The 17,521-nt window shown below is 54.7% G+C and carries 15 protein-coding genes; 11 read left to right on the top strand and 4 right to left on the bottom strand.

Annotation, left to right across the window (positions count from 1 at the left end; translation table 11 throughout):
* Position 1: 1 nt before the first annotated feature.
* Positions 2 to 1,075 (bottom strand): calcium/proton exchanger, encoded by a 1,074-nt coding sequence (cax, locus tag AC3RCL_RS20715; protein ID WP_015734317.1) that lies wholly within the window; start codon positions 1,073 to 1,075, stop codon positions 2 to 4.
* Between the two features lie 187 nt (positions 1,076 to 1,262).
* Here cax and AC3RCL_RS20710 point away from each other — a divergent pair, with 187 nt between their 5' ends.
* Complete coding sequence (locus AC3RCL_RS20710; protein WP_009589611.1) at positions 1,263 to 1,649, top strand: Asp23/Gls24 family envelope stress response protein; 387 nt, start codon at positions 1,263 to 1,265, stop codon at positions 1,647 to 1,649.
* 55 nt (positions 1,650 to 1,704) lie between these two features.
* Here the strand turns inward: AC3RCL_RS20710 and ftsW are convergent, their stop codons facing one another.
* Together ftsW and AC3RCL_RS20700 are read right to left on the bottom strand one after the other, a co-directional pair.
* A complete protein-coding gene (ftsW, locus tag AC3RCL_RS20705) occupies positions 1,705 to 2,922 on the bottom strand; it encodes a putative lipid II flippase FtsW (protein ID WP_009589615.1) in 1,218 nt (405 codons plus the stop codon).
* Between the two features lie 11 nt (positions 2,923 to 2,933).
* Positions 2,934 to 3,281 carry a YugN family protein gene (locus AC3RCL_RS20700; RefSeq protein WP_009589628.1) on the bottom strand — a complete coding sequence of 116 codons (348 nt, stop codon included), beginning with the start codon at positions 3,279 to 3,281 and terminating at the stop codon, positions 2,934 to 2,936.
* Positions 3,282 to 3,533: 252 nt separating this feature from the next.
* Here AC3RCL_RS20700 and AC3RCL_RS20695 point away from each other — a divergent pair, with 252 nt between their 5' ends.
* The 9 genes from AC3RCL_RS20695 (at position 3,534) to AC3RCL_RS20655 (ending at position 12,565) form a co-directional block, all read left to right on the top strand.
* On the top strand, positions 3,534 to 4,043 hold the full coding sequence (locus AC3RCL_RS20695; RefSeq protein WP_492531678.1) for an NUDIX hydrolase: 510 nt from the start codon (positions 3,534 to 3,536) through the stop codon (positions 4,041 to 4,043).
* Positions 4,044 to 4,067: 24 nt separating this feature from the next.
* Positions 4,068 to 5,246: a M20 family metallopeptidase gene (locus AC3RCL_RS20690; RefSeq protein WP_213579784.1), complete on the top strand. Its 1,179-nt coding sequence runs from the start codon at positions 4,068 to 4,070 to the stop codon at positions 5,244 to 5,246.
* A gap of 139 nt (positions 5,247 to 5,385) precedes the next feature.
* Positions 5,386 to 7,173: a DNA repair helicase XPB gene (locus AC3RCL_RS20685; protein ID WP_492531676.1), complete on the top strand. Its 1,788-nt coding sequence runs from the start codon at positions 5,386 to 5,388 to the stop codon at positions 7,171 to 7,173.
* Positions 7,170 to 8,888 carry a helicase-associated domain-containing protein gene (locus tag AC3RCL_RS20680; protein WP_492531674.1) on the top strand — a complete coding sequence of 573 codons (1,719 nt, stop codon included), beginning with the start codon at positions 7,170 to 7,172 and terminating at the stop codon, positions 8,886 to 8,888. Before AC3RCL_RS20685 ends, AC3RCL_RS20680 begins: the two co-directional genes overlap by 4 nt.
* Before the next feature lie 103 nt (positions 8,889 to 8,991).
* Complete coding sequence (locus AC3RCL_RS20675; RefSeq protein ID WP_009589694.1) at positions 8,992 to 9,429, top strand: YlbF/YmcA family competence regulator; 438 nt, start codon at positions 8,992 to 8,994, stop codon at positions 9,427 to 9,429.
* Positions 9,430 to 9,522: 93 nt separating this feature from the next.
* Complete coding sequence (locus tag AC3RCL_RS20670) at positions 9,523 to 9,786, top strand: YlbG family protein (RefSeq protein WP_006209210.1); 264 nt, start codon at positions 9,523 to 9,525, stop codon at positions 9,784 to 9,786.
* 419 nt (positions 9,787 to 10,205) lie between these two features.
* Positions 10,206 to 10,643, top strand: coding sequence for a hypothetical protein (locus tag AC3RCL_RS20665; protein ID WP_009589660.1), 438 nt, complete (start codon positions 10,206 to 10,208; stop codon positions 10,641 to 10,643).
* A 116-nt stretch (positions 10,644 to 10,759) separates the two neighbouring features.
* On the top strand, positions 10,760 to 11,656 hold the full coding sequence (locus AC3RCL_RS20660; protein WP_492531671.1) for a selenium metabolism-associated LysR family transcriptional regulator: 897 nt from the start codon (positions 10,760 to 10,762) through the stop codon (positions 11,654 to 11,656).
* Positions 11,657 to 11,698: 42 nt separating this feature from the next.
* Positions 11,699 to 12,565, top strand: a complete 867-nt coding sequence (locus tag AC3RCL_RS20655) for a PHP domain-containing protein (RefSeq protein WP_492531669.1) — start codon at positions 11,699 to 11,701, stop codon at positions 12,563 to 12,565.
* Between the two features lie 178 nt (positions 12,566 to 12,743).
* On the opposite strand, the gene AC3RCL_RS20650 is transcribed toward AC3RCL_RS20655, so the two are convergent.
* Positions 12,744 to 14,507, bottom strand: coding sequence for an Rqc2 family fibronectin-binding protein (locus AC3RCL_RS20650; RefSeq protein WP_492531667.1), 1,764 nt, complete (start codon positions 14,505 to 14,507; stop codon positions 12,744 to 12,746).
* A gap of 184 nt (positions 14,508 to 14,691) precedes the next feature.
* Between AC3RCL_RS20650 and AC3RCL_RS20645 the strand changes: the two genes are divergently transcribed.
* Complete coding sequence (locus AC3RCL_RS20645; protein ID WP_492531665.1) at positions 14,692 to 17,487, top strand: calcium-translocating P-type ATPase, SERCA-type; 2,796 nt, start codon at positions 14,692 to 14,694, stop codon at positions 17,485 to 17,487.
* The last annotated feature ends 34 nt before the right edge of the window (positions 17,488 to 17,521 follow it).

The following is a 17,521-nucleotide window of genomic DNA, read 5'->3' as shown; positions in this document are numbered from 1 at the left end:
TTTATACGAGGAAGAAGGAGACGCCCAGTATGACGTATACGGCGAGCAGCAGCAGGCCTTCATACCAGTTGGAGGCGCCGTCCTGCGTAATGGACCTGGCTATGAATACGGCGACGCCGATGGCGACCAGCTCCAGCGTGGTGAAGACGAGATCCATCGTATCCCCAAGGAAGAAGCTGATGAACACAAGCACGGGAGCAACGAACAGGGCGATCTGCAGGCTGCTGCCGACGGCAATTTCTACGGCCGCGCCGATTTTGTTCTTCATCGCAAGCATGATGGCAGCACTATGCTCTGCGGCGTTCCCGATAATCGCTACCAGGAAGGCCCCGATGAACAGCTCGCTGAGGCCATATTCGTGACTGATGGGCTCAAGCACCCCGACAAGCCATTCGCTGACAAACGCAACCATCACGGTGGCGATGACAAGGTACAGAATCGAGCGCTTCTTGGACCAAGTGGGACCGTGTTCGTGCGGGAGCGCATCCTGGTCGTGGTCGTCGCTGACATCCGCCAAATAATTTTTATGGGTGATCATCGAGAATCCAAGCCATGCGATGTAGGCCACGATCAGAATTCCCGCCACAATGAGGCTGAGCGTCTTGGTTTCACCCTCCGTAATGGAGTGGGTATTCAGAAAGACCGCAGGGATGAACAGGGCGATAATGGCCAGCGTCATCAAGGATCCGTTCAGACCAGCCAGCGTCACATTGTATTTCTGGATTTTAAATTTGAGGCCCCCGGCAAACAGGCTGAGCCCGAGGACGAGCAGCAGGTTGCCGATAATGGAGCCGGTGATGCTGGCTTTCACCATGTCGTACAAACCTTCCTTAATCAGCAGGATGGCGATGATCAGCTCTGCCGCGTTGCCGAAGGTAGCGTTCAGGAATCCCCCGAGCCGTTGGCCGGCGTAATGCGCGACGCTTTCCGTTGCTTTGCCGAGAAAACCGGCGACAAAAATAACCGCGATGGCAGACAGAATGAATTGGAGCGTGAAGTTCCAATTCGCAAAATGTCCCAGCGCACTAAGCAAAAAGGTAAAGATCAGAAGCGCGGGATTGAGCCATTTCTTCATAACCGACACCTACCTTATGGTTTATGTACTGATGAGTACTTGCGAGCGAAAACGACGATTCTCGTATCGCTTTTTACAATATACCCAAATTTTTCGAAAAATTATCGTTCTTTTCAGAAGCGAGCATTTGCTTTTTAGGCCCGTTACCATTTACAATAACGGATAATGAGGTGAAGGAGGAAATGGCATGACGGAACAACTTCAACTGGATAACGGTTTGATTCGAATATCGGATGATGTCGTCTCGAAAATTGCCGGATTGGCTGCCTTGGAAACCCCAGGTATTGCAGCCATGTCCGGTGGATTGTCCGAGGGCTGGGCGAAGCGGCTGAGCGGCAAAAATGTGCAAAAGGGTGTTACGGTAGAAGTAGGGCAGCTGGAGGCAGCGATCGACCTGCGGATTATCGTGCTTTACGAGACGCCTATACATGAAGTGTGCCGCATGCTTCAACAGAATGTCCGCGAAGCTGTCGAGAGCATGACAGGGCTTCGCGTGGTTGAGGTCAACGTGAAGGTCGAAGGTGTAGCTTTCAAAGACGACGAAATCGACGATATTCAGCTTCGAGCCAAATAAGACGAACCTTGGGGGATCAGCCCCCGCTAATAATGAAAAAAATGAACAAAAAAGACTACACGGTTGCCCGGTAGTCTTTTTTAATTACGGATTTAACCTGCTCCTCTTTCATCGGACGGTTGCTGTCCCTGGATATGCTAAGCACGATGCCCATGCTGAGCATCATGACCAGCAGCGAGGAACCGCCGTAACTGATGAACGGGAGGGTAACGCCCGTAATCGGAATGGTATTGGTCACCCCGCCGATGTTGATGAAGGCCTGAATGGCGATAAGTCCCATGATGCCGACGCCGGTCAAGGTTCCGAACGGATCCGAGCAGCGAAGCGACACGATGATCCCCCGCAGGATGAAGTATAAATAGAGCAGCAGGAATATCGCGGTTCCGATAAAACCGAATTCTTCGCCGATGACCGAGAAGATGAAATCGTTGTAAGGATTCGGCAGATAATGCAGCTTCTGCACGCTCTCCCCGTAACCCGCTCCGGTAACGCCGCCCTGGCCGATGGCAATCAGCGATTGGACCAGATTGTAGCCCGTGTCCGATTCGTCATGGAACGGGTCCATGAATGCCTCGATTCGTCCCATCTTGTAGTTCTTGGAGGCCTGCTCCTGGTCTCCGCCGGAGTTGAAGAGCGATCCGACGCCGAGCGTGAGCACCAGGCCAAGCGCAACAAGCGAGATACAGCCGAGAATATGCTTAAGGCTGGCGCCCCCCGCATAGATCAACAGCCCGCTGGTAGCCACGAGGATGAAGCAGGAGCCCAGGTCGGGCTGAAGCATGATCAGGCCCGCTACGATCCCTACAATAATGAGTACGGGGAAGAAACCGCCCTTCCATTGACGGATTCGTTCCCCTTTTTTGGTGATCAGCGCTGCCAGATAGACGATGGTCGCGATTTTGGCCAGTTCGGTCGGCTGGATGCCGAATTTCCCCAAATTAAACCAGCTTGTGGCGCCGTTGGTTGCGGAACCGATAATCACCACAAGAATCAGCAGCATCAAGGTTAGAAAAAACACCGGTATGAATAGCTTCTTGTATTTCTTATAGTTGATGTTCATGGCCACAAACATGACAAACGTGCCCAGAACCGCAAACGCGGCTTGCCGCTTCGTGAAGTGCAGCGGATCGTTATTGAATTTTTCATTGAAAACGGCCAAGCTGGAGCTGGAACTGAACACCATGATCAGTCCGAATCCCACCAACAGCAAGGTAAGGATCAGCAGTTGGAAATCAGGCGTCCCTCTCTTCGGCTGAGGTTTGGTCGTATTCATCGTGTTCGACCTTACGCTTCCAGAAGAGCTTTGAGCTCTTGAAGCTTCTTGGTGGCCACATTCATGACAGGCTGCGGAGCCATGGATTCATACTCGAGACCGTGCGGGAACGTGGCTTTGCCAAGGTATACCGCTTCGATTTTGAGGATGGTGTCGGGTTTCTCCAGCTTGCCTTCAACAGCGCGGGTGTTAATGCGCAGGAAGTATTCAGCCTGATTTTTTTTATCTTCGATTTTCAAGTCGTATGTAGCGCGGTAGTATTCCCACTGCCAACGAATGAAGCCTACTTTCTCGGCACATTCATCGAGGTAAGCTAAATCGCTGTGCAATCCGTCCAAGCCTGTATTTTCGAAAATCATGTGGTCGTAACCCCCTTAATAGTCCTTGCAAAGTTCTTTAATATGATAGTATGTTTCAAGAACTTGTGCAAGCCTGTACCGCCCGTCACGCTTCAATTGAGACCATTTATCCAGATAAGATTTTGATAACGGCAAGCATTCTTCTTTTCTGTTAAAATAAATGCAAGTGAAAACGCTGTGAAATGTACGCTTTCCATCCTGGTGGTTATATATTCATAGGACTTCAATTCAAGCGAAGGGTGGATACGGCCTATGAACCGCGTCGTTTACCGCACGGAGTATTATGCAGTGGAAGAAAACGGGCAGAAGGAAATCGTCGTGATCGACCGGATTCCGGATTCGGCAGCGGTTGTGGCCGTCCATCAAGGGTGCCTGCTACTGGTATGCCAGCATCGGGAAGCGGTGAATGAGATCACCTGGGAGCTTCCCGGCGGAACGGTGAAGCCCGGCGAGGAACGCGCGCTTGCCGTTAAGCGGGAGCTTGAGGAAGAGGCAGGCGTGCAGTGCAAGGACCTGTCCTACATGGGCAGTGCTTATCCGATGGCTTCTCTGGCCAACCGGAACGTTTATTTTTATTTCACCGACGATTTGAAGGTGTCCGGGAGCCGGGAGTCGAATCAAGAGGAAGACGAAGACGTTAGAGCGGTGTGGGTCCCGCTCAGGGATGTATATCGCAAGATCAAGGAGGGCGGCCGGATGGATGCCATGGTTGGGCACGGACTGCTGCTGAGCAAACTCCACGGCTTACTTGCGATCGATTGAGCCGCCAATAGCGGGGGAAGGATGATGAACTTGATGAAGGAAGCATTTTGGGATCAATGGTATCCACGGATGGTGGAGTGGCGGCGTCATTTACATATGCACCCGGAGCTTTCGTTCCAGGAGAAGGAAACTTCGGCATTTATAGCAGCCCGGCTGCAGGAGCTCGGTCTTGCGGTCAAGACCGGTGTTGGCGGGCATGGAGTTATAGGGACATTAAAAGGGGATAAACCCGGCAGGACGGTTGTGCTGCGGTCCGACATGGATGCGCTGCCGATCGAGGACGGCAAGAGCTGCGAATACAAATCCAGGGTGCAGGGAGTGATGCACGCTTGCGGGCATGACGGGCATGCCTCCATGCTGCTTGGAGCCGCCGCATATTACAGCACGTTCCCGGAAGAAATTCAGGGGGAGATTCGTTTTATGTTCCAGCCGGCGGAGGAAGTATGCCCCGGCGGCGCGGTGGAGATGATCAAGGACGGGGCGCTCGATGGGGCCGACGTCGTCTACGGCCTGCATCTGTGGACGCCGTTACCTGTAGGCACCGCAGCGAGCGCGCCGGGTCCGCTGATGGCGGCGGCGGATGAGTTTTTCATTGACATTACGGGGCGCGGGGGGCATGGCGGCATGCCGCATGTGACGGCCGATGCCCTGGTTGCGGGGGCTGCGCTTGTCATGCAGCTTCAAACCATCGTAAGCCGCACCGTGGATCCGCTGCAGCCTGCCGTCGTTACGGTAGGGACAATGCAGGCCGGAACGGCGCAAAACGTCATAGCCTCCTCCTGCCGGATCACGGGGACGGTTCGCACGTTTGACGAACCTACCCGGGCGTTGATCCGGGAGCGGATCGAGCATATGACCCGGACGGTTTCCGAAACCTACGGCACAAAGGCGGCGGTTCGATATCTCGTCGGCTACCCACCCGTGGTGAACGATGAAGCCGAAACCGCACGATTTTTCCGTACGGCACCCCGAGTGTTCGATGCGGATCAGGTCACCGTCTCGCCCAAACTGATGCCGGCGGAGGATTTCGCTTATTACTTGAAGGAAATTCCGGGCTGCTTCATTTTCGTTGGAGCCGGCAACCCCGACAAAGGGGCGATTTATCCGCATCATCATCCAATGTTCGACTTTGATGAAGATGCGATGCGCTACGGGGCGAAGCTGCTGGTCGAGATGGTGTCAAGCTATCAGAACGGGGAATAGACTTTCACAAAATCGCAATCTTCGCGCATGAACGCTCGTTATTTGGAAATCCTATTGATCATAGGGGAAGTTCAGATCCAGGACATGGATGTGGACTTCTTTTTTTTAAGATGACCGAATGTCACGAGGAGGAATAAGGGTGCACAACAAGCCTTGCATCGTCCAGCGCGATCGGACCATACTTCTTGAAACCGCCCATGCGGATGCGGAGGCTGCGCGCGAGCAGCTAGCCCAATATGCCGATTTGATCAAAAGTCCCACGTCTTTTCATACATATCGCTTGACCCCTTTATCTTTATGGAACGCCGCTGCAGGGGGCATGTCGGCTGAAGCCATTTGCTCGAGCCTTCAGTTGTTGTCGCGTTGGGACGTGCCGGCCGCCCTGCTGGAAGAGGTTCGCCAGCTCGTTGGGCGTTATGGGCAGCTGTCGCTGCTCCCGCATCCAACGCTTGAACGTGCATTGCTGTTATCCGGCAATGAGGAAGCCCTGATGCAGGAGCTGACGTCCCATCGCTCCCTGAGGGAAATCGGCGTCCGGTTGATTTCGCCGAAGGAAGCAGAGGTGCCTTCGGACCGCCGCGGCGTGTTAAAGCAGGAGATGACCCGGCTCGGCTATCCTGTGCTGGACCACGCGGGATATATGGACGGGCAATACCTGAACATTCTTTGGCGGGGAGAAAAATCGGGCAGCGAGCGCCTTCAAGATTCGAACGGCGAATCCAACGATCAGCGGTTCGAGCTTCGCGACTATCAACAGAAGGCTGCCGAATCCTTCAGGGATATTGGCGGCGAAGGCGGCAACGGTGTGCTGGTCCTGCCATGCGGGGCCGGGAAAACGGTCATTGGCATCGCCGCCATGCGCGAGCTTCAATGCGAGACGCTGATCCTCACTTCCAATACCACATCGGTAAGGCAGTGGATCGCCGAGCTGATGCAGAAAACGACGCTGTCCGTGGATGAAATCGGCGAATACTCCGGTCAGCGCAAACAGGTCAGGCCGGTGACGGTCGCTACCTACCACATCTTGACCCACCGGCAGGGCAAGGGGGAGGAGCAGCAGCATATGAAGCTGTTTAATGAACGGCGCTGGGGCTTGATCATTTATGACGAGGTTCATCTTCTTCCCGCACCGGTATTCCGCGCGACGGCCGACATCCAGGCGACCCGCAGGCTTGGTCTGACCGCCACTTTGGTTCGCGAGGATGGAAGGGAGAGCGACGTGTTCTCCCTGATCGGTCCCAAACGATATGAAATGCCGTGGAAAAGGCTGGAGGCACAAGGGTGGATTGCTTCGGTGACCTGCACGGAGATTAAGGTGCCGCTGCCGGACGAGATCAGAGAAGCCTGCGAGGCGGCTGGCAAAAGGGAGCAATATCGGCTGGCTGCCGAGAATCCCTCCAAACTTGATGTGATTCGGCAGCTCGTGGATGTCCACAAGGATGCGCAGACGCTCATCATTGGACAATACCTGGATCAGCTCCATGCCATTTCCAGGGAGCTGCAGGCCCCGCTCATCACGGGACAAATGACCCAGGATCAGCGCAACGAATGGTATAACGCCTTCAGGGAAGGAAACGTACGCGTGCTTGTCGTATCGAAAGTGGCAAACTTCGCGGTCGATTTGCCCGATGCTTCCGTAGCGATCGAGGTTTCGGGCAGCTACGGCTCGCGGCAGGAGGAAGCGCAGCGGCTTGGACGTTTGCTGCGGCCGAAGTCAGGGGAGAATCGGGCTTATTTTTATGCATTGGTAACGGAGGACAGCCGGGAGGAGATCTTTGCGATCCGGCGACAGCTGTTTCTGATTGAGCAGGGGTACGAATATCACGCGATACATGCAAAGCAGCCTGCGGCTTCCCTGGATCTGATCGCGATGCGAAATACCCGCTCTTATCAGCATCCCGACGGGAAGGAGGTCTCGTGGAGATGACGAGGCAGCAGGACATGGCGGACACGATGAGCCTGGAACGGCTTCTTCCGAAGGAGCGATCGGTCCTCCACCATATCTGGCGCCGCTTTGCCGGGCAGGGTTTCGATGACGACAAGCTGCGCTCATTGCGATTTCCCCGCTTGAGCGGCGTGGAGGCGCAGCTTGCCTTCATCTCCTTGAGACAACAGGGATGGGTGCGAGCGGTCAAGCGGGGTTGGGGCGAGAGGCTGTATTTCATTCCTTTTGACAAGCTGCAGATCCTCCAAGAAGACTGTGGTCCTGTGAAGGCTCTTGAAACAGGCTCCATCCCTCCTGCATCCGTGAGGCTTCAGCAGGAAGCAAGAAACGGCATAGCGATCGATATGTTCAATGTTCTCGTATATATGGCCAAAAACCGCGTATCGTTGACGGCTAAAGGGATTTTGCATAAGAAATGTATTCAGAAACTGGGGGGCGAGATCGCCTTAACGCCATACGATGTCGAAGGGCTCGCCCTTCACTATGATCATGCGGATGCCTACCCTCCACATGTCGCGATGGTTTTGGATCTGCTGTTTACGTTTGAGCTGGTCGTTGCCGAGCAGGGGGAACTCAAGCTGAACCGAAGCGCATTGCGGCGTTGGCTTATGCTCTCCCGGGAAGCGATGGACAGGTCCGTCCTTCTTCACATGATGGAACTCTACATTCCGAGCTCGGCCGAGTTTCAGCATTGGACTTGGAGGATATGTCACTCGTCGCTGTCCGGCGGGGTGTGGTACCGCGCTCGGCAGATGCCCGCTGCAGTCTCAGAGCCTTTGGAAGGAGGGGCATCCACCGGAAAAGAATTATTGCCGGAGGAAGCCGCTTCATGGCTCCGGTTATTAACCGGCTGCGGATACACCGATTTGGGCATCGATGACGATGGTCAATTCCTGTTCCGCTGGCGTGTGGCTCCCTCCTCCTTGCTGGATGGAAGCGAAGGGGCTGATTCCGAATCCTCGGGTCTGTTCATTCAGCCGGATTTTGAAATTTTGATACCGCCCGATGTGCCGAATTCCGTTAAGTTTCAAGCTGCTTGCTGCACGGAGCGGATTTTGGATGATGTGATGACGGTCTATCGCCTGACAAGGGATTCGGTGATGCAGGCGGCAAAAGCCGGAATGGAGCCGGAGGGAATCGCGGCCTTTTTCACGAAACATGCAGCCGCGGGAATGCCGGAGAACGTGCAAGCTGCCTTATGCCAATGGGGCAAGGAGGTGGACAGGGCGGGCCTGAACGAGTCGCTGCGCTATGCAGAGACTCCTCCGGAAGAGGATGCGGAACTTGCGGGTACTGATGGAAATGACCGTTACCCTATGCAGGGGGGGACTCGCAGCCTTCCCTCCTGCGGATTGATCCGCCCGGCGCGAAGCGAGCTTGCACTTGAACCTGATGACACGCTGCCGGATCCATCGTCGATCATTCCCGATTTGAACCGGATTCCTGTCATGTGGACACGGGATTGGCGCTCTTACCACGGCTCGACGGCCAAACAAATGATGGAGCAGGCGCTGGAGCTGTCGGCCAAATTGGAGATTGCCGTCGATGGCAGCCGCATGGAATTCATTCCATTTCAAATCCTGCGTCAGCCGTGGAAAATTTCGGGGGCGTTATACGATCCGGATTCGGATAAGACTGGAGCCATCGTGGAGTTAGGCGAAGGGGAATGGAGGGAAATGCGGCTTGTGATTCCGTAAAAGCGTTTGAATTCCCCCTTCTTAAGATACGAGCGTTATGCTATGATGAAAGAGTCCACGATCAACACGCGGGCCAAATTCAATAGAAAAGCGGGATGAGTTCATGAGCGTATCGGAAATAAACACGGTCGATATGGCCGAGGTGCTCACCTATGCCTACGAAATAGGCGACATGATTAATGCTTCCGTCGAAGTGGCGGATTATCTATATTGGAAGCAGGCAGTTGAGAATGACCCCATGATTCAGGCTTTGGTCAGAAAGCTTGAATCGAAGAAGGAGTTGTTCGAAGAGACGCAGCGGTTCGGCCACTTTCACCCGAATTATCATTCGGCCAAGGATGAAGTAGCCGCGGTGGAAGCGGAACTGGAAGCTTTTGAGCCCGTAGCCCGGTTCAAACAGGCCGAGAAGAATCTGGACGATCTGCTGCATTCCATGTCGGAGAGGATTGCTTTTTCGGTTTCGGAGAGCATCAAGGTTCCCGGCAATGACCCTCTTCCGAAGAAGGGGTGTGGCAGCGGCGGAGCCTGCTCGTGCGGATAACAGGCATATACTCGTGCGGATAACAGGCATATACTCGTGCGGATAACAGGGATATATTAGAGATAGAGACGAAAGTGAGGCGAGGAGCTTAGGATGTTGGCTGAACGGACCGGTTTTATTATATGGGTCAGCGATGTGAAGGCAGCAAGGAATTTGGAGAAATACGGCAGCGTCCATTATATATCGCGCCGCATGCATTACGTTGTCATGTACGTCAACGCTGACCGTGCCGAAGAGACAATGAAGAACATCCGGAGATTGTCCTACGTTCGTAAGATCGAGCGCTCCTACCGGAACGAGATTAAGACAGAGTACAGCAGCAAGGGGCCGGATAAAGCCAAATTTTACGGTCCCTAGCAGGATGTGCCTGCTCGTGAATCTGTGCAAATCGCATATCGCGTATCTTGTAAGAATGCGAGAAAAGCGTGAAGCGGCCCCTTTGGGGCCGCTTTTTTTAAGGCCTTGGAAAGTATTGGCCTCGCATGTCGCGCATGAACTTCCAAAGATTATTTCGATTTGCGGCGATAGATTGGCATAAATCGGAAGGCGATTTGATAAAATAGTATAAGTAAGGTACAATTTACATTTTAATGGGACCCATCATTCCATCCGGCTTTGCACCTACCGCACCAGGATGCAATTAGAGCTATTTCTAAATTTTCGGTGATTGTTCACAAGAAGCGAGGTTTCAATCTTGTGAATGACAGTGGAATGATGTAATATGTTGGGTATATATACATAGATACAAAGACCCATTTGGTGGAGAGTGATATTCCATGCGCGACAAAGGGACTGAGCGGTGGAGCACCTATGAGCCGTTTTATATTACGTTAAATGATAAAAAGGTAGCCGATATCGTGATTACCAACCATGCAAAGAGCCGTTATACGGACCGGGTGGAAGGGCATGACACCTCCCACGAGGAAATCGGGACTTGGATGTGGGAGTGCTTGAAGCAGGACCGGATCGTGCCGTATTACCGCAACGAACAGGATGTCTATCTGATCGACGACGACCTGGTGGTTGTGGCGGAGTTCTCGGAGCTGGAGCATGAACGCGATCTGATTGGCAACCCACTGCATCGGATGATCATTGTAACATTTTTGGGGCGTATGTCCGAAACCATTGAGCTTCGGGACCTGAAGTCTTATTACTCCTGGCTTCGTCATTCGCGCCGCATGACGCTGATCAAGAACAGCCGCAAGCGTAAATAAAGAAATAAAGTCATGAAATGGCATGCGAGCGTAAGCGCGGATGTCTTTTTTTGTATGCGCTGCCGCGATCCGCTACAATATAAAACAAGAGCGGCAGCGAGAGGGGAACCGAAACGATGAATTTTCACCAGCTACATATCTTTTACACGGTGGCCGAGCGGGGAAGTTTTTCCGCTGCTGCCCAAGCGCTTCATATGAGCCAGCCGGCCGTGACGATGCAGGTGCAGGCGCTGGAGGAGTACTTTGGGACAAAGCTGCTTATCCGTTCCACCAAGCGCATGGAGTTATCCGAGGCCGGGAGGACGCTGCTCCCCTTTGCCCGCAGGAGCCTGGAGCTGTCGCAGGATACGGACGCGGCCATGGCGGCTTTCTCGAACAAACTTCAGGGAAGACTGCAGCTCGGGGCAAGCCTGACGATCGGGGAGTATGTGCTGCCGCGATTGCTGGGGCCCTTCGGCCGGGAGTACCCGGACATATCGATAATGCTCAAAGTGATGAACACTACGCAGATTCTCGAGGAAATCGCAAGCCATCAACTGAACTTCGGACTGATCGAGGCTCCGGTGGAACATCCGGACATGGTGCTGGATGCGGTCATGGAGGATGAGCTGAAACTGATCGTTCCTTCCAGCCATCCTTTAGCGCAAAGGGATGATGCGATATATTTGAAGGATGTGCTGACGTATCCGTTTGTGCTGCGCGAGAAAGGTTCCGGCACCCGGAAGGTCATGGAGGACGTGCTGCTGGAGCGGGGGCACGATCCCGAGAGCATCCAGACGGTGATGGAGCTGGGGAGCACGGGAGCTGTCAAGTCGGCGGTAGAGGAAGGACTCGGCATCACGATGCTGTCAACCTCTACGGTTAAGCACGAGACGGCGCTCGGGTTAGTCAAAATGATCGATATCGCGGATGCGTCATTTAAACGGAATTTCTATTCCATTCATTTGCGGTCGGCGCTCTTGCCGATGTCGGCGATGACGTTTTTGGCCTATTTAAGAGAGCGTCGGCGTTAATGCAAGCATACCCGAATATACAACGAAAGGAGATTGAACGCCATGGATAAACTCGCGTCTCGAAAGGGCTGCGATCTCCATTCGCACACCCAGGCTTCGGATGGAATGAATACGCCTTCGGAGAACGTGCAGCTTGCCTATGAGCGGGGGCTGGGGGCTTTGGCCATTACGGATCATGATACCGTAGCCGGCATCGAGGAAGCGCTGCAAGCGGGAGAGCGCTTGAACATCATCGTGGTCCCCGGCGTAGAAATCAGCACCATGGCAGGCGGGACGGATATTCACGTCCTGGGCTATTACGTCGAACACCGGGACCCCGTGTTTCTGGATCGGCTGGCAGCGCTCCGCCGCACGAGGGATAAGCGCAATGAGAAGATCTTGGCAAAGCTTCGCGAGCTTGGCATCGAGCTTACGATGGAGGAAGTCATTGCGGTATTGGGGAGGCCGCTGGAACCCGATGAGAGCATCGGACGCCCGCATATTGCGGATGCGCTGGTCCATAAAGGACATGCCCTGGATCTGCGGGATGCCTTCGACCGGTATCTCGCCCAAGGCGCGGCAGTCTATGTACCGCAGCCGCGGATCCATCCCAAGGAGGCCTGCGAATGGATCCGTGATGCCGGCGGCGTGCCGGTGCTTGCGCACCCCGGACTCTACGGCGATGATGCGTTGGTCAGAACGGTGATTGAAGAGTCAGGGTTCAAGGGGATCGAAGTCTATCATTCGGACCATGGGGTATCGGAGGAGGAACGTTACTTGGCGATGGCCGAGGAGTACGGCTTCATCGTGACCGCCGGATCGGATTACCATGGCGAGAGGCAGGGCCAGGTATTCCATGGGGATATCGGCAGCCGCCAGGTATCCACCCAGGTGCTGGACCAGCTTCAACAGGCGCGGGCAAGGAGCTAGCTAAATTCGCCAATACTGTCCGGTTTCGAAGGGATTCAGTTTGTGCAGCTCCGGCGGATTCGGATAGGGAAATTCCGGCATGACAGTAAGAAAAAAACGGGTACTCCGGCTGGTCATACGACCTTTGGGATACCCGTTTTTTGATTAAACTAACGATATATCGATGTCTTTGCTCATCTTAATTGCGATTATTTTTTACCGAATTGGGCATCGCCTTGATCCGCTGCTCGTCCGGCGTGACGAACAGTGTTTTCTGATTGTCATAAATGACAAATCCGGGCTTGGCACCATTCGGCTTGCGTACATGGCGAATGAGCGTATAGTCGACGGGCACGCTGCTGGATTCTTTGGCCTGGCTGTAATAAGCCGCCAGCTGTGCCGCTTCCTGCAGCGTTGCATCCCCGTACTCGCTGCTGCGGATGACCACGTGGGAACCCGGGATATCCTTGGTGTGCAGCCATGTGTCGTTTGAGGAAGCGAGACGGTTGGTCACGTATTCGTTTTGAAGGTTGTTTTTGCCCACATAGAGCTCGACGCCTTCGGATGAAGTATAGACATGCAGCGTCGGCTTGTCGTTTTTCTTCTTTTTCTTCGTTTTGCGGCTGCGGTCTCTTAAATATCCCTGCTGGACCAGTTCGTCCCTGATTTCATCGATGTCGTTCAGGGAAGCATGCGACAGCTGCTGCAGAAGATTCTCGATATAGTTGATCTCTTCGCGGGTTTTGATTAACTGTTCGTTGATGACCGCGAGGCTGTTCTTATACTTGTTGTACTTTTTGAAATAACGCTGGGCATTATCCGATGGGGTCAGGAGCGGATCCAGCGGTATGGTAACGGTCGCCTGCTCTTCATCGTAGAAATTGATCAGTTGGACTTCGCGGTCGCCCTTCTGAATCTGATGGAGCGAGGCGAAGAGAAGCTCGCCAAAAATCCGGTACCGATCGGCATCGCCGGCTTCCTCCAAATCTTTGTTCAGATTATCCAGCTTCTTGATGTTTTTGGTCCGTTCATTCTGCAGGAATCGGAGGAGATCGCTGACCTTCTGTTTAACCGTGTCCCGCTGTGCCTTATCCCCGTAATAATCCTCCATGCATTGGCTGACCGATTCGTAGGTTCTGGTCTCGTCCGCAAGCAATGTCAGCGGTATGACGGAGAACACCGATTTGCCCTTGGGATTGACACCTGTAACAGGCGTATATTGATGGCTGCGGACTTGTCCCATCACCTCATCGAATGCACGCCACAGACTGCCGCAATCTTTTTCTTTTTCCCCTTCGTTTCCCCCCGGATGGCCTTCTCCTGCACGGTGGGCTATTTCCTGCGCTGCCAGCGGGCTTAGGCCGCTGAATTCGCCGACCAGCCATGAGACCGCCGACTCCTCGTTCACCAGACAGGACTCCCGGAAAGCTTCCTGCCCGGTTTCGAGCGGATTCCGCTTATGCTGCTCCGGCGGATTCGTGTAGGAAAATCCCGGCATGACCACGCGGTAGCTGCTGATGGCGGGCGTCACATGGTTGATGCCGTCCAGTATGGTATCACTCGCGGGATCAAGCAGAATGATGTTGCTGTGTCTGCCCATCAGCTCCACGATGATTTTCTTGGAGGAAACATCCCCGAGCTCGTCGCGCTGGCGAATCGTCATATGGATGATCCGCTCCATGCCCACCTGCTGGATGTCCTCGATGATGCCGCTCTCGCAATGCTTGCGCAGAATCATGCAAAACATCGGCGCTTCGGCCGGATTGAGAAACGTTTCCTGCGTCAGATGCACCCTGGGATACGTGGGGTTTGCGGACAACAGCAGCTTGGCGTTTCCTTGCTGGGTGCGTATGTGAAACACGATGTCCCGATCGTTCGGTTGATATATTTTATTGATTCGTGCGCCCCGGCAGGCTTGAAGCTCATGCACGATCGCGCGCGTGACAATGCCGTCTAGTGCCATCCTTCATTCTCCTATCTGTCTGTTACCCTTCCTAATCGTACTTCTCTATGATGCCATATTTCCCTTAAAAACTTAAGGCCCCTTCTGTGATAATTCAGGACCTGTCCGAATACATTTACGTAGAAAGGGTGGAAAAGCTGTCATCCGTCGGAACTTGCAAAACCAACCGGGAGGGAAAGGAAGCATGGAACAAAAGCAATGGCACCAGATGGACACGGATGAATTGCAGCAAGTACTGCAGATGCATCCGGAGCAGGGCCTCACGGAAGAGGAAGCCGGGGAGAGACGAAAAAAAAGTGGCTACAACGAGCTCTCCGAGGGCGTTAAAATTTCTTCATTTGTTCTGTTCTTGAATCAATTTAAGGATTTCATGATGCTGGTGCTTCTTGGGGCCACCCTGGTATCCGGCCTGCTGGGCGAGTATCTGGATGCCGTCACGATCGTGGCCATCATCCTGATCAACGGGATCCTTGGTTTCATCCAGGAATTCAAGGCGGAGCGGTCGCTTCGGGCCTTGAAGCAGCTGTCCGCGCCGACCTCCAAGGTCATCCGGGACGGCAAGGTGGTGCAGCTAACGGCCAGAGAGCTCGTACCTGGCGATGTCATTCTCGTCGAGAGCGGAGACCGTATCCCGGCCGACGTTCGCTGGCTCGAGATCAACAGCTGCAGCGTCGAGGAGTCCGCCTTGACCGGCGAGTCCCTGCCGGTAAATAAGCATGCCGAGCCGATCCACGATGCGGAAGTTCCGCTGGGCGACCGGAAGAACATCGGGTTCATGGGAACGATGGTGGCCCGCGGCACGGGTAAAGGCGTTGTCATCCGGACCGGAATGGATACGGAGATGGGCAAAATCGCCGATTTGATCCAAAACACGGAATCCCAGGAGACGCCGCTGCAGCATCGCCTGGAGCAGCTGGGCAAAATTCTGATCGCCGTGTCGTTGGGGCTGACGGTCTTGGTCGTAGTCGCAGGCATTCTGCATGGACAGCCTGCAGCAGGGATGTTCTTCGCAGGGGTCAGCCTTGCCGTAGCGGCCATTCCCGAAGGGCTGCCGGCGATCGTCACGATTGCGCTATCCCTCGGCGTGCAGCGCATGATCAAGCGCAAAGCGATCGTGCGCAAGCTGCCATCCGTGGAGACGCTGGGCTGCGCATCGGTGATCTGTTCGGATAAAACGGGGACGCTCACGCAGAATAAAATGACCGTGACCCAGGTTTGGCTGGGAGGACGTACGCTGGAAGTGACCGGGCACGGGTATGACCCGACGGGTCAGATCCTCCACAGAGGCAAGCCTGTCGAGCTGAGATCCGATCAGGGGCTTCGCAGACTGCTGCAAATCAGCGGGCTGTGCAACAATGCGGAGATCTATGAGAATGTGCAGGAGGAAGCCCGGAGCAAGCGCAAGGGCAAGGAGGAGCCGGCGGCAGCTGCTTGGGAGTTAAAAGGGGACCCGACAGAAGGAGCGCTGCTGACGCTGTCGTCCAAAATGGGATTGACGAAGGGCAGCCTGAACTCTATCTACCAAAGAGACAAAGAGTTTCCTTTCGATTCGGAGCGGAAGCTGATGTCCGTCATCGTCAGTCATCAGGGCGGACGCTTGCTCTGCACGAAGGGCGCACCGGACGTCCTGCTGGACGCCTGTGCTTATATCATGTGGGACGGGAACGTCGTGCCGCTGACCTCCACGCTCCGTCAGAAGGTGCTGGCCGCCAATGAAGGCATGGCTTCCAACGCGCTGCGCGTGCTTGGTTTGGCTTACCGGGATTTGCGTTCCTATGATAAGCCGGAAACGGAGAAAGAGGCCGAGAGCCAGCTTATCTTTGTGGGGCTGGCCGGAATGATCGATCCGCCGCGCCGTGAAGTGCGCGACGCGATTGCGACGTGCCGCCGCGCCGGAATCAAGACCGTGATGATCACGGGCGACCATCGGACAACGGCGGAAGCGATCGCGGCCCAGCTCGGGATCCTGCCAAGGAACGGTCTGTCGCTATCGGGACAGGAGTTATCCCGAATGGACGACAAGGAGCTGGATGCGAGGGTGGATCAAACCTTCGTTTATGCCCGCGTCTCTCCCGAGCACAAGCTTCGCATCGTGAAATCGCTCCAGCGGAAGGGGCATGTGGTTGCCATGACGGGGGATGGCGTGAACGATGCACCGGCCATCAAAGCCTCGGATATCGGGATTGCCATGGGCATTACCGGCACGGACGTAACGAAGGAAGCGTCGTCGCTGGTGCTCAGTGACGATAATTTCTCCACGATTGTTTCGGCGATTGAGGAGGGGCGGAGCATTTATGAAAATATCCGCAAATTCATCCGCTATTTGCTGGCCTCCAATGTCGGCGAGATCCTGACGATGTTTTTTGCGATGATGATGGGGCTTCCGCTTCCGCTCGTTCCGATCCAGATTCTGTGGGTAAACCTGGTCACCGACGGGCTCCCGGCCATGGCGCTCGGGGTGGACCAGCCGGAGAAGGATCTGATGGAGCACAAGCCGCGGGGGGCCAAGGAAAATATTTTCGCCAGACGCCTAGGCTGGAAAATCATCAGCCGCGGCATCTTGATCGGCCTGTGCACGCTCGGCGCATTTTGGGTCACGCTGCGCATCGCGCCGAATGATCCGGCGCAGCTGGCCAAGGCGCAGTCCGTTGCTTTTGCTACCCTCGTCATGGCCCAGCTGATCCATGTGTTCGACTGCCGCAGCTCGCGCTCGATTTTCCATCGGAACCCGCTTCAGAACAAAGCATTGGTTCTGGCCGTGCTGTCCTCGGTATTGCTGATGCTCGGCGTCATGTACATCGAGGCGTTCCAGCCGATCTTCAAGACGGTTCCGCTTGGCCTGAAAGAGTGGGCATTGACACTCGTCGCCGCCGGCATTCCTACCTTTCTGATGGGGGCCGGAAGCGTGTGGGGCGGCAGACGGAACCGCAACCGGAACCGCCGCGGCATGATGACGAAGAGTGCAAATATTTCGGCGTAAAATGAATGGATAGCCCATCACCTTTGCGATATGC

It is taken from the genome of Paenibacillus sp. MT86 (assembly GCF_058792535.1).
Note: the sequence above shows the minus strand (reverse complement) of the source record. Positions and strands in the feature narration are given on the sequence as shown.

Bases quoted from the DNA above. Each gene is read 5' to 3' on its own strand.
- cax (WP_015734317.1), bottom strand. From the start codon at position 1,075: ATGAAGAAATGGCTCAATCCCGCGCTTCTGATCTTTACCTTTTTGCTT.
- AC3RCL_RS20710 (WP_009589611.1), top strand. From the start codon at position 1,263: ATGACGGAACAACTTCAACTGGATAACGGTTTGATTCGAATATCGGAT.
- ftsW (WP_009589615.1), bottom strand. From the start codon at position 2,922: ATGAATACGACCAAACCTCAGCCGAAGAGAGGGACGCCTGATTTCCAA.
- AC3RCL_RS20700 (WP_009589628.1), bottom strand. From the start codon at position 3,281: ATGATTTTCGAAAATACAGGCTTGGACGGATTGCACAGCGATTTAGCT.
- AC3RCL_RS20695 (WP_492531678.1), top strand. From the start codon at position 3,534: ATGAACCGCGTCGTTTACCGCACGGAGTATTATGCAGTGGAAGAAAAC.
- AC3RCL_RS20690 (WP_213579784.1), top strand. From the start codon at position 4,068: ATGAACTTGATGAAGGAAGCATTTTGGGATCAATGGTATCCACGGATG.
- AC3RCL_RS20680 (WP_492531674.1), top strand. From the start codon at position 7,170: ATGACGAGGCAGCAGGACATGGCGGACACGATGAGCCTGGAACGGCTT.
- AC3RCL_RS20675 (WP_009589694.1), top strand. From the start codon at position 8,992: ATGAGCGTATCGGAAATAAACACGGTCGATATGGCCGAGGTGCTCACC.
- AC3RCL_RS20670 (WP_006209210.1), top strand. From the start codon at position 9,523: ATGTTGGCTGAACGGACCGGTTTTATTATATGGGTCAGCGATGTGAAG.
- AC3RCL_RS20665 (WP_009589660.1), top strand. From the start codon at position 10,206: ATGCGCGACAAAGGGACTGAGCGGTGGAGCACCTATGAGCCGTTTTAT.
- AC3RCL_RS20660 (WP_492531671.1), top strand. From the start codon at position 10,760: ATGAATTTTCACCAGCTACATATCTTTTACACGGTGGCCGAGCGGGGA.
- AC3RCL_RS20655 (WP_492531669.1), top strand. From the start codon at position 11,699: ATGGATAAACTCGCGTCTCGAAAGGGCTGCGATCTCCATTCGCACACC.
- AC3RCL_RS20650 (WP_492531667.1), bottom strand. From the start codon at position 14,507: ATGGCACTAGACGGCATTGTCACGCGCGCGATCGTGCATGAGCTTCAA.
- AC3RCL_RS20645 (WP_492531665.1), top strand. From the start codon at position 14,692: ATGGAACAAAAGCAATGGCACCAGATGGACACGGATGAATTGCAGCAA.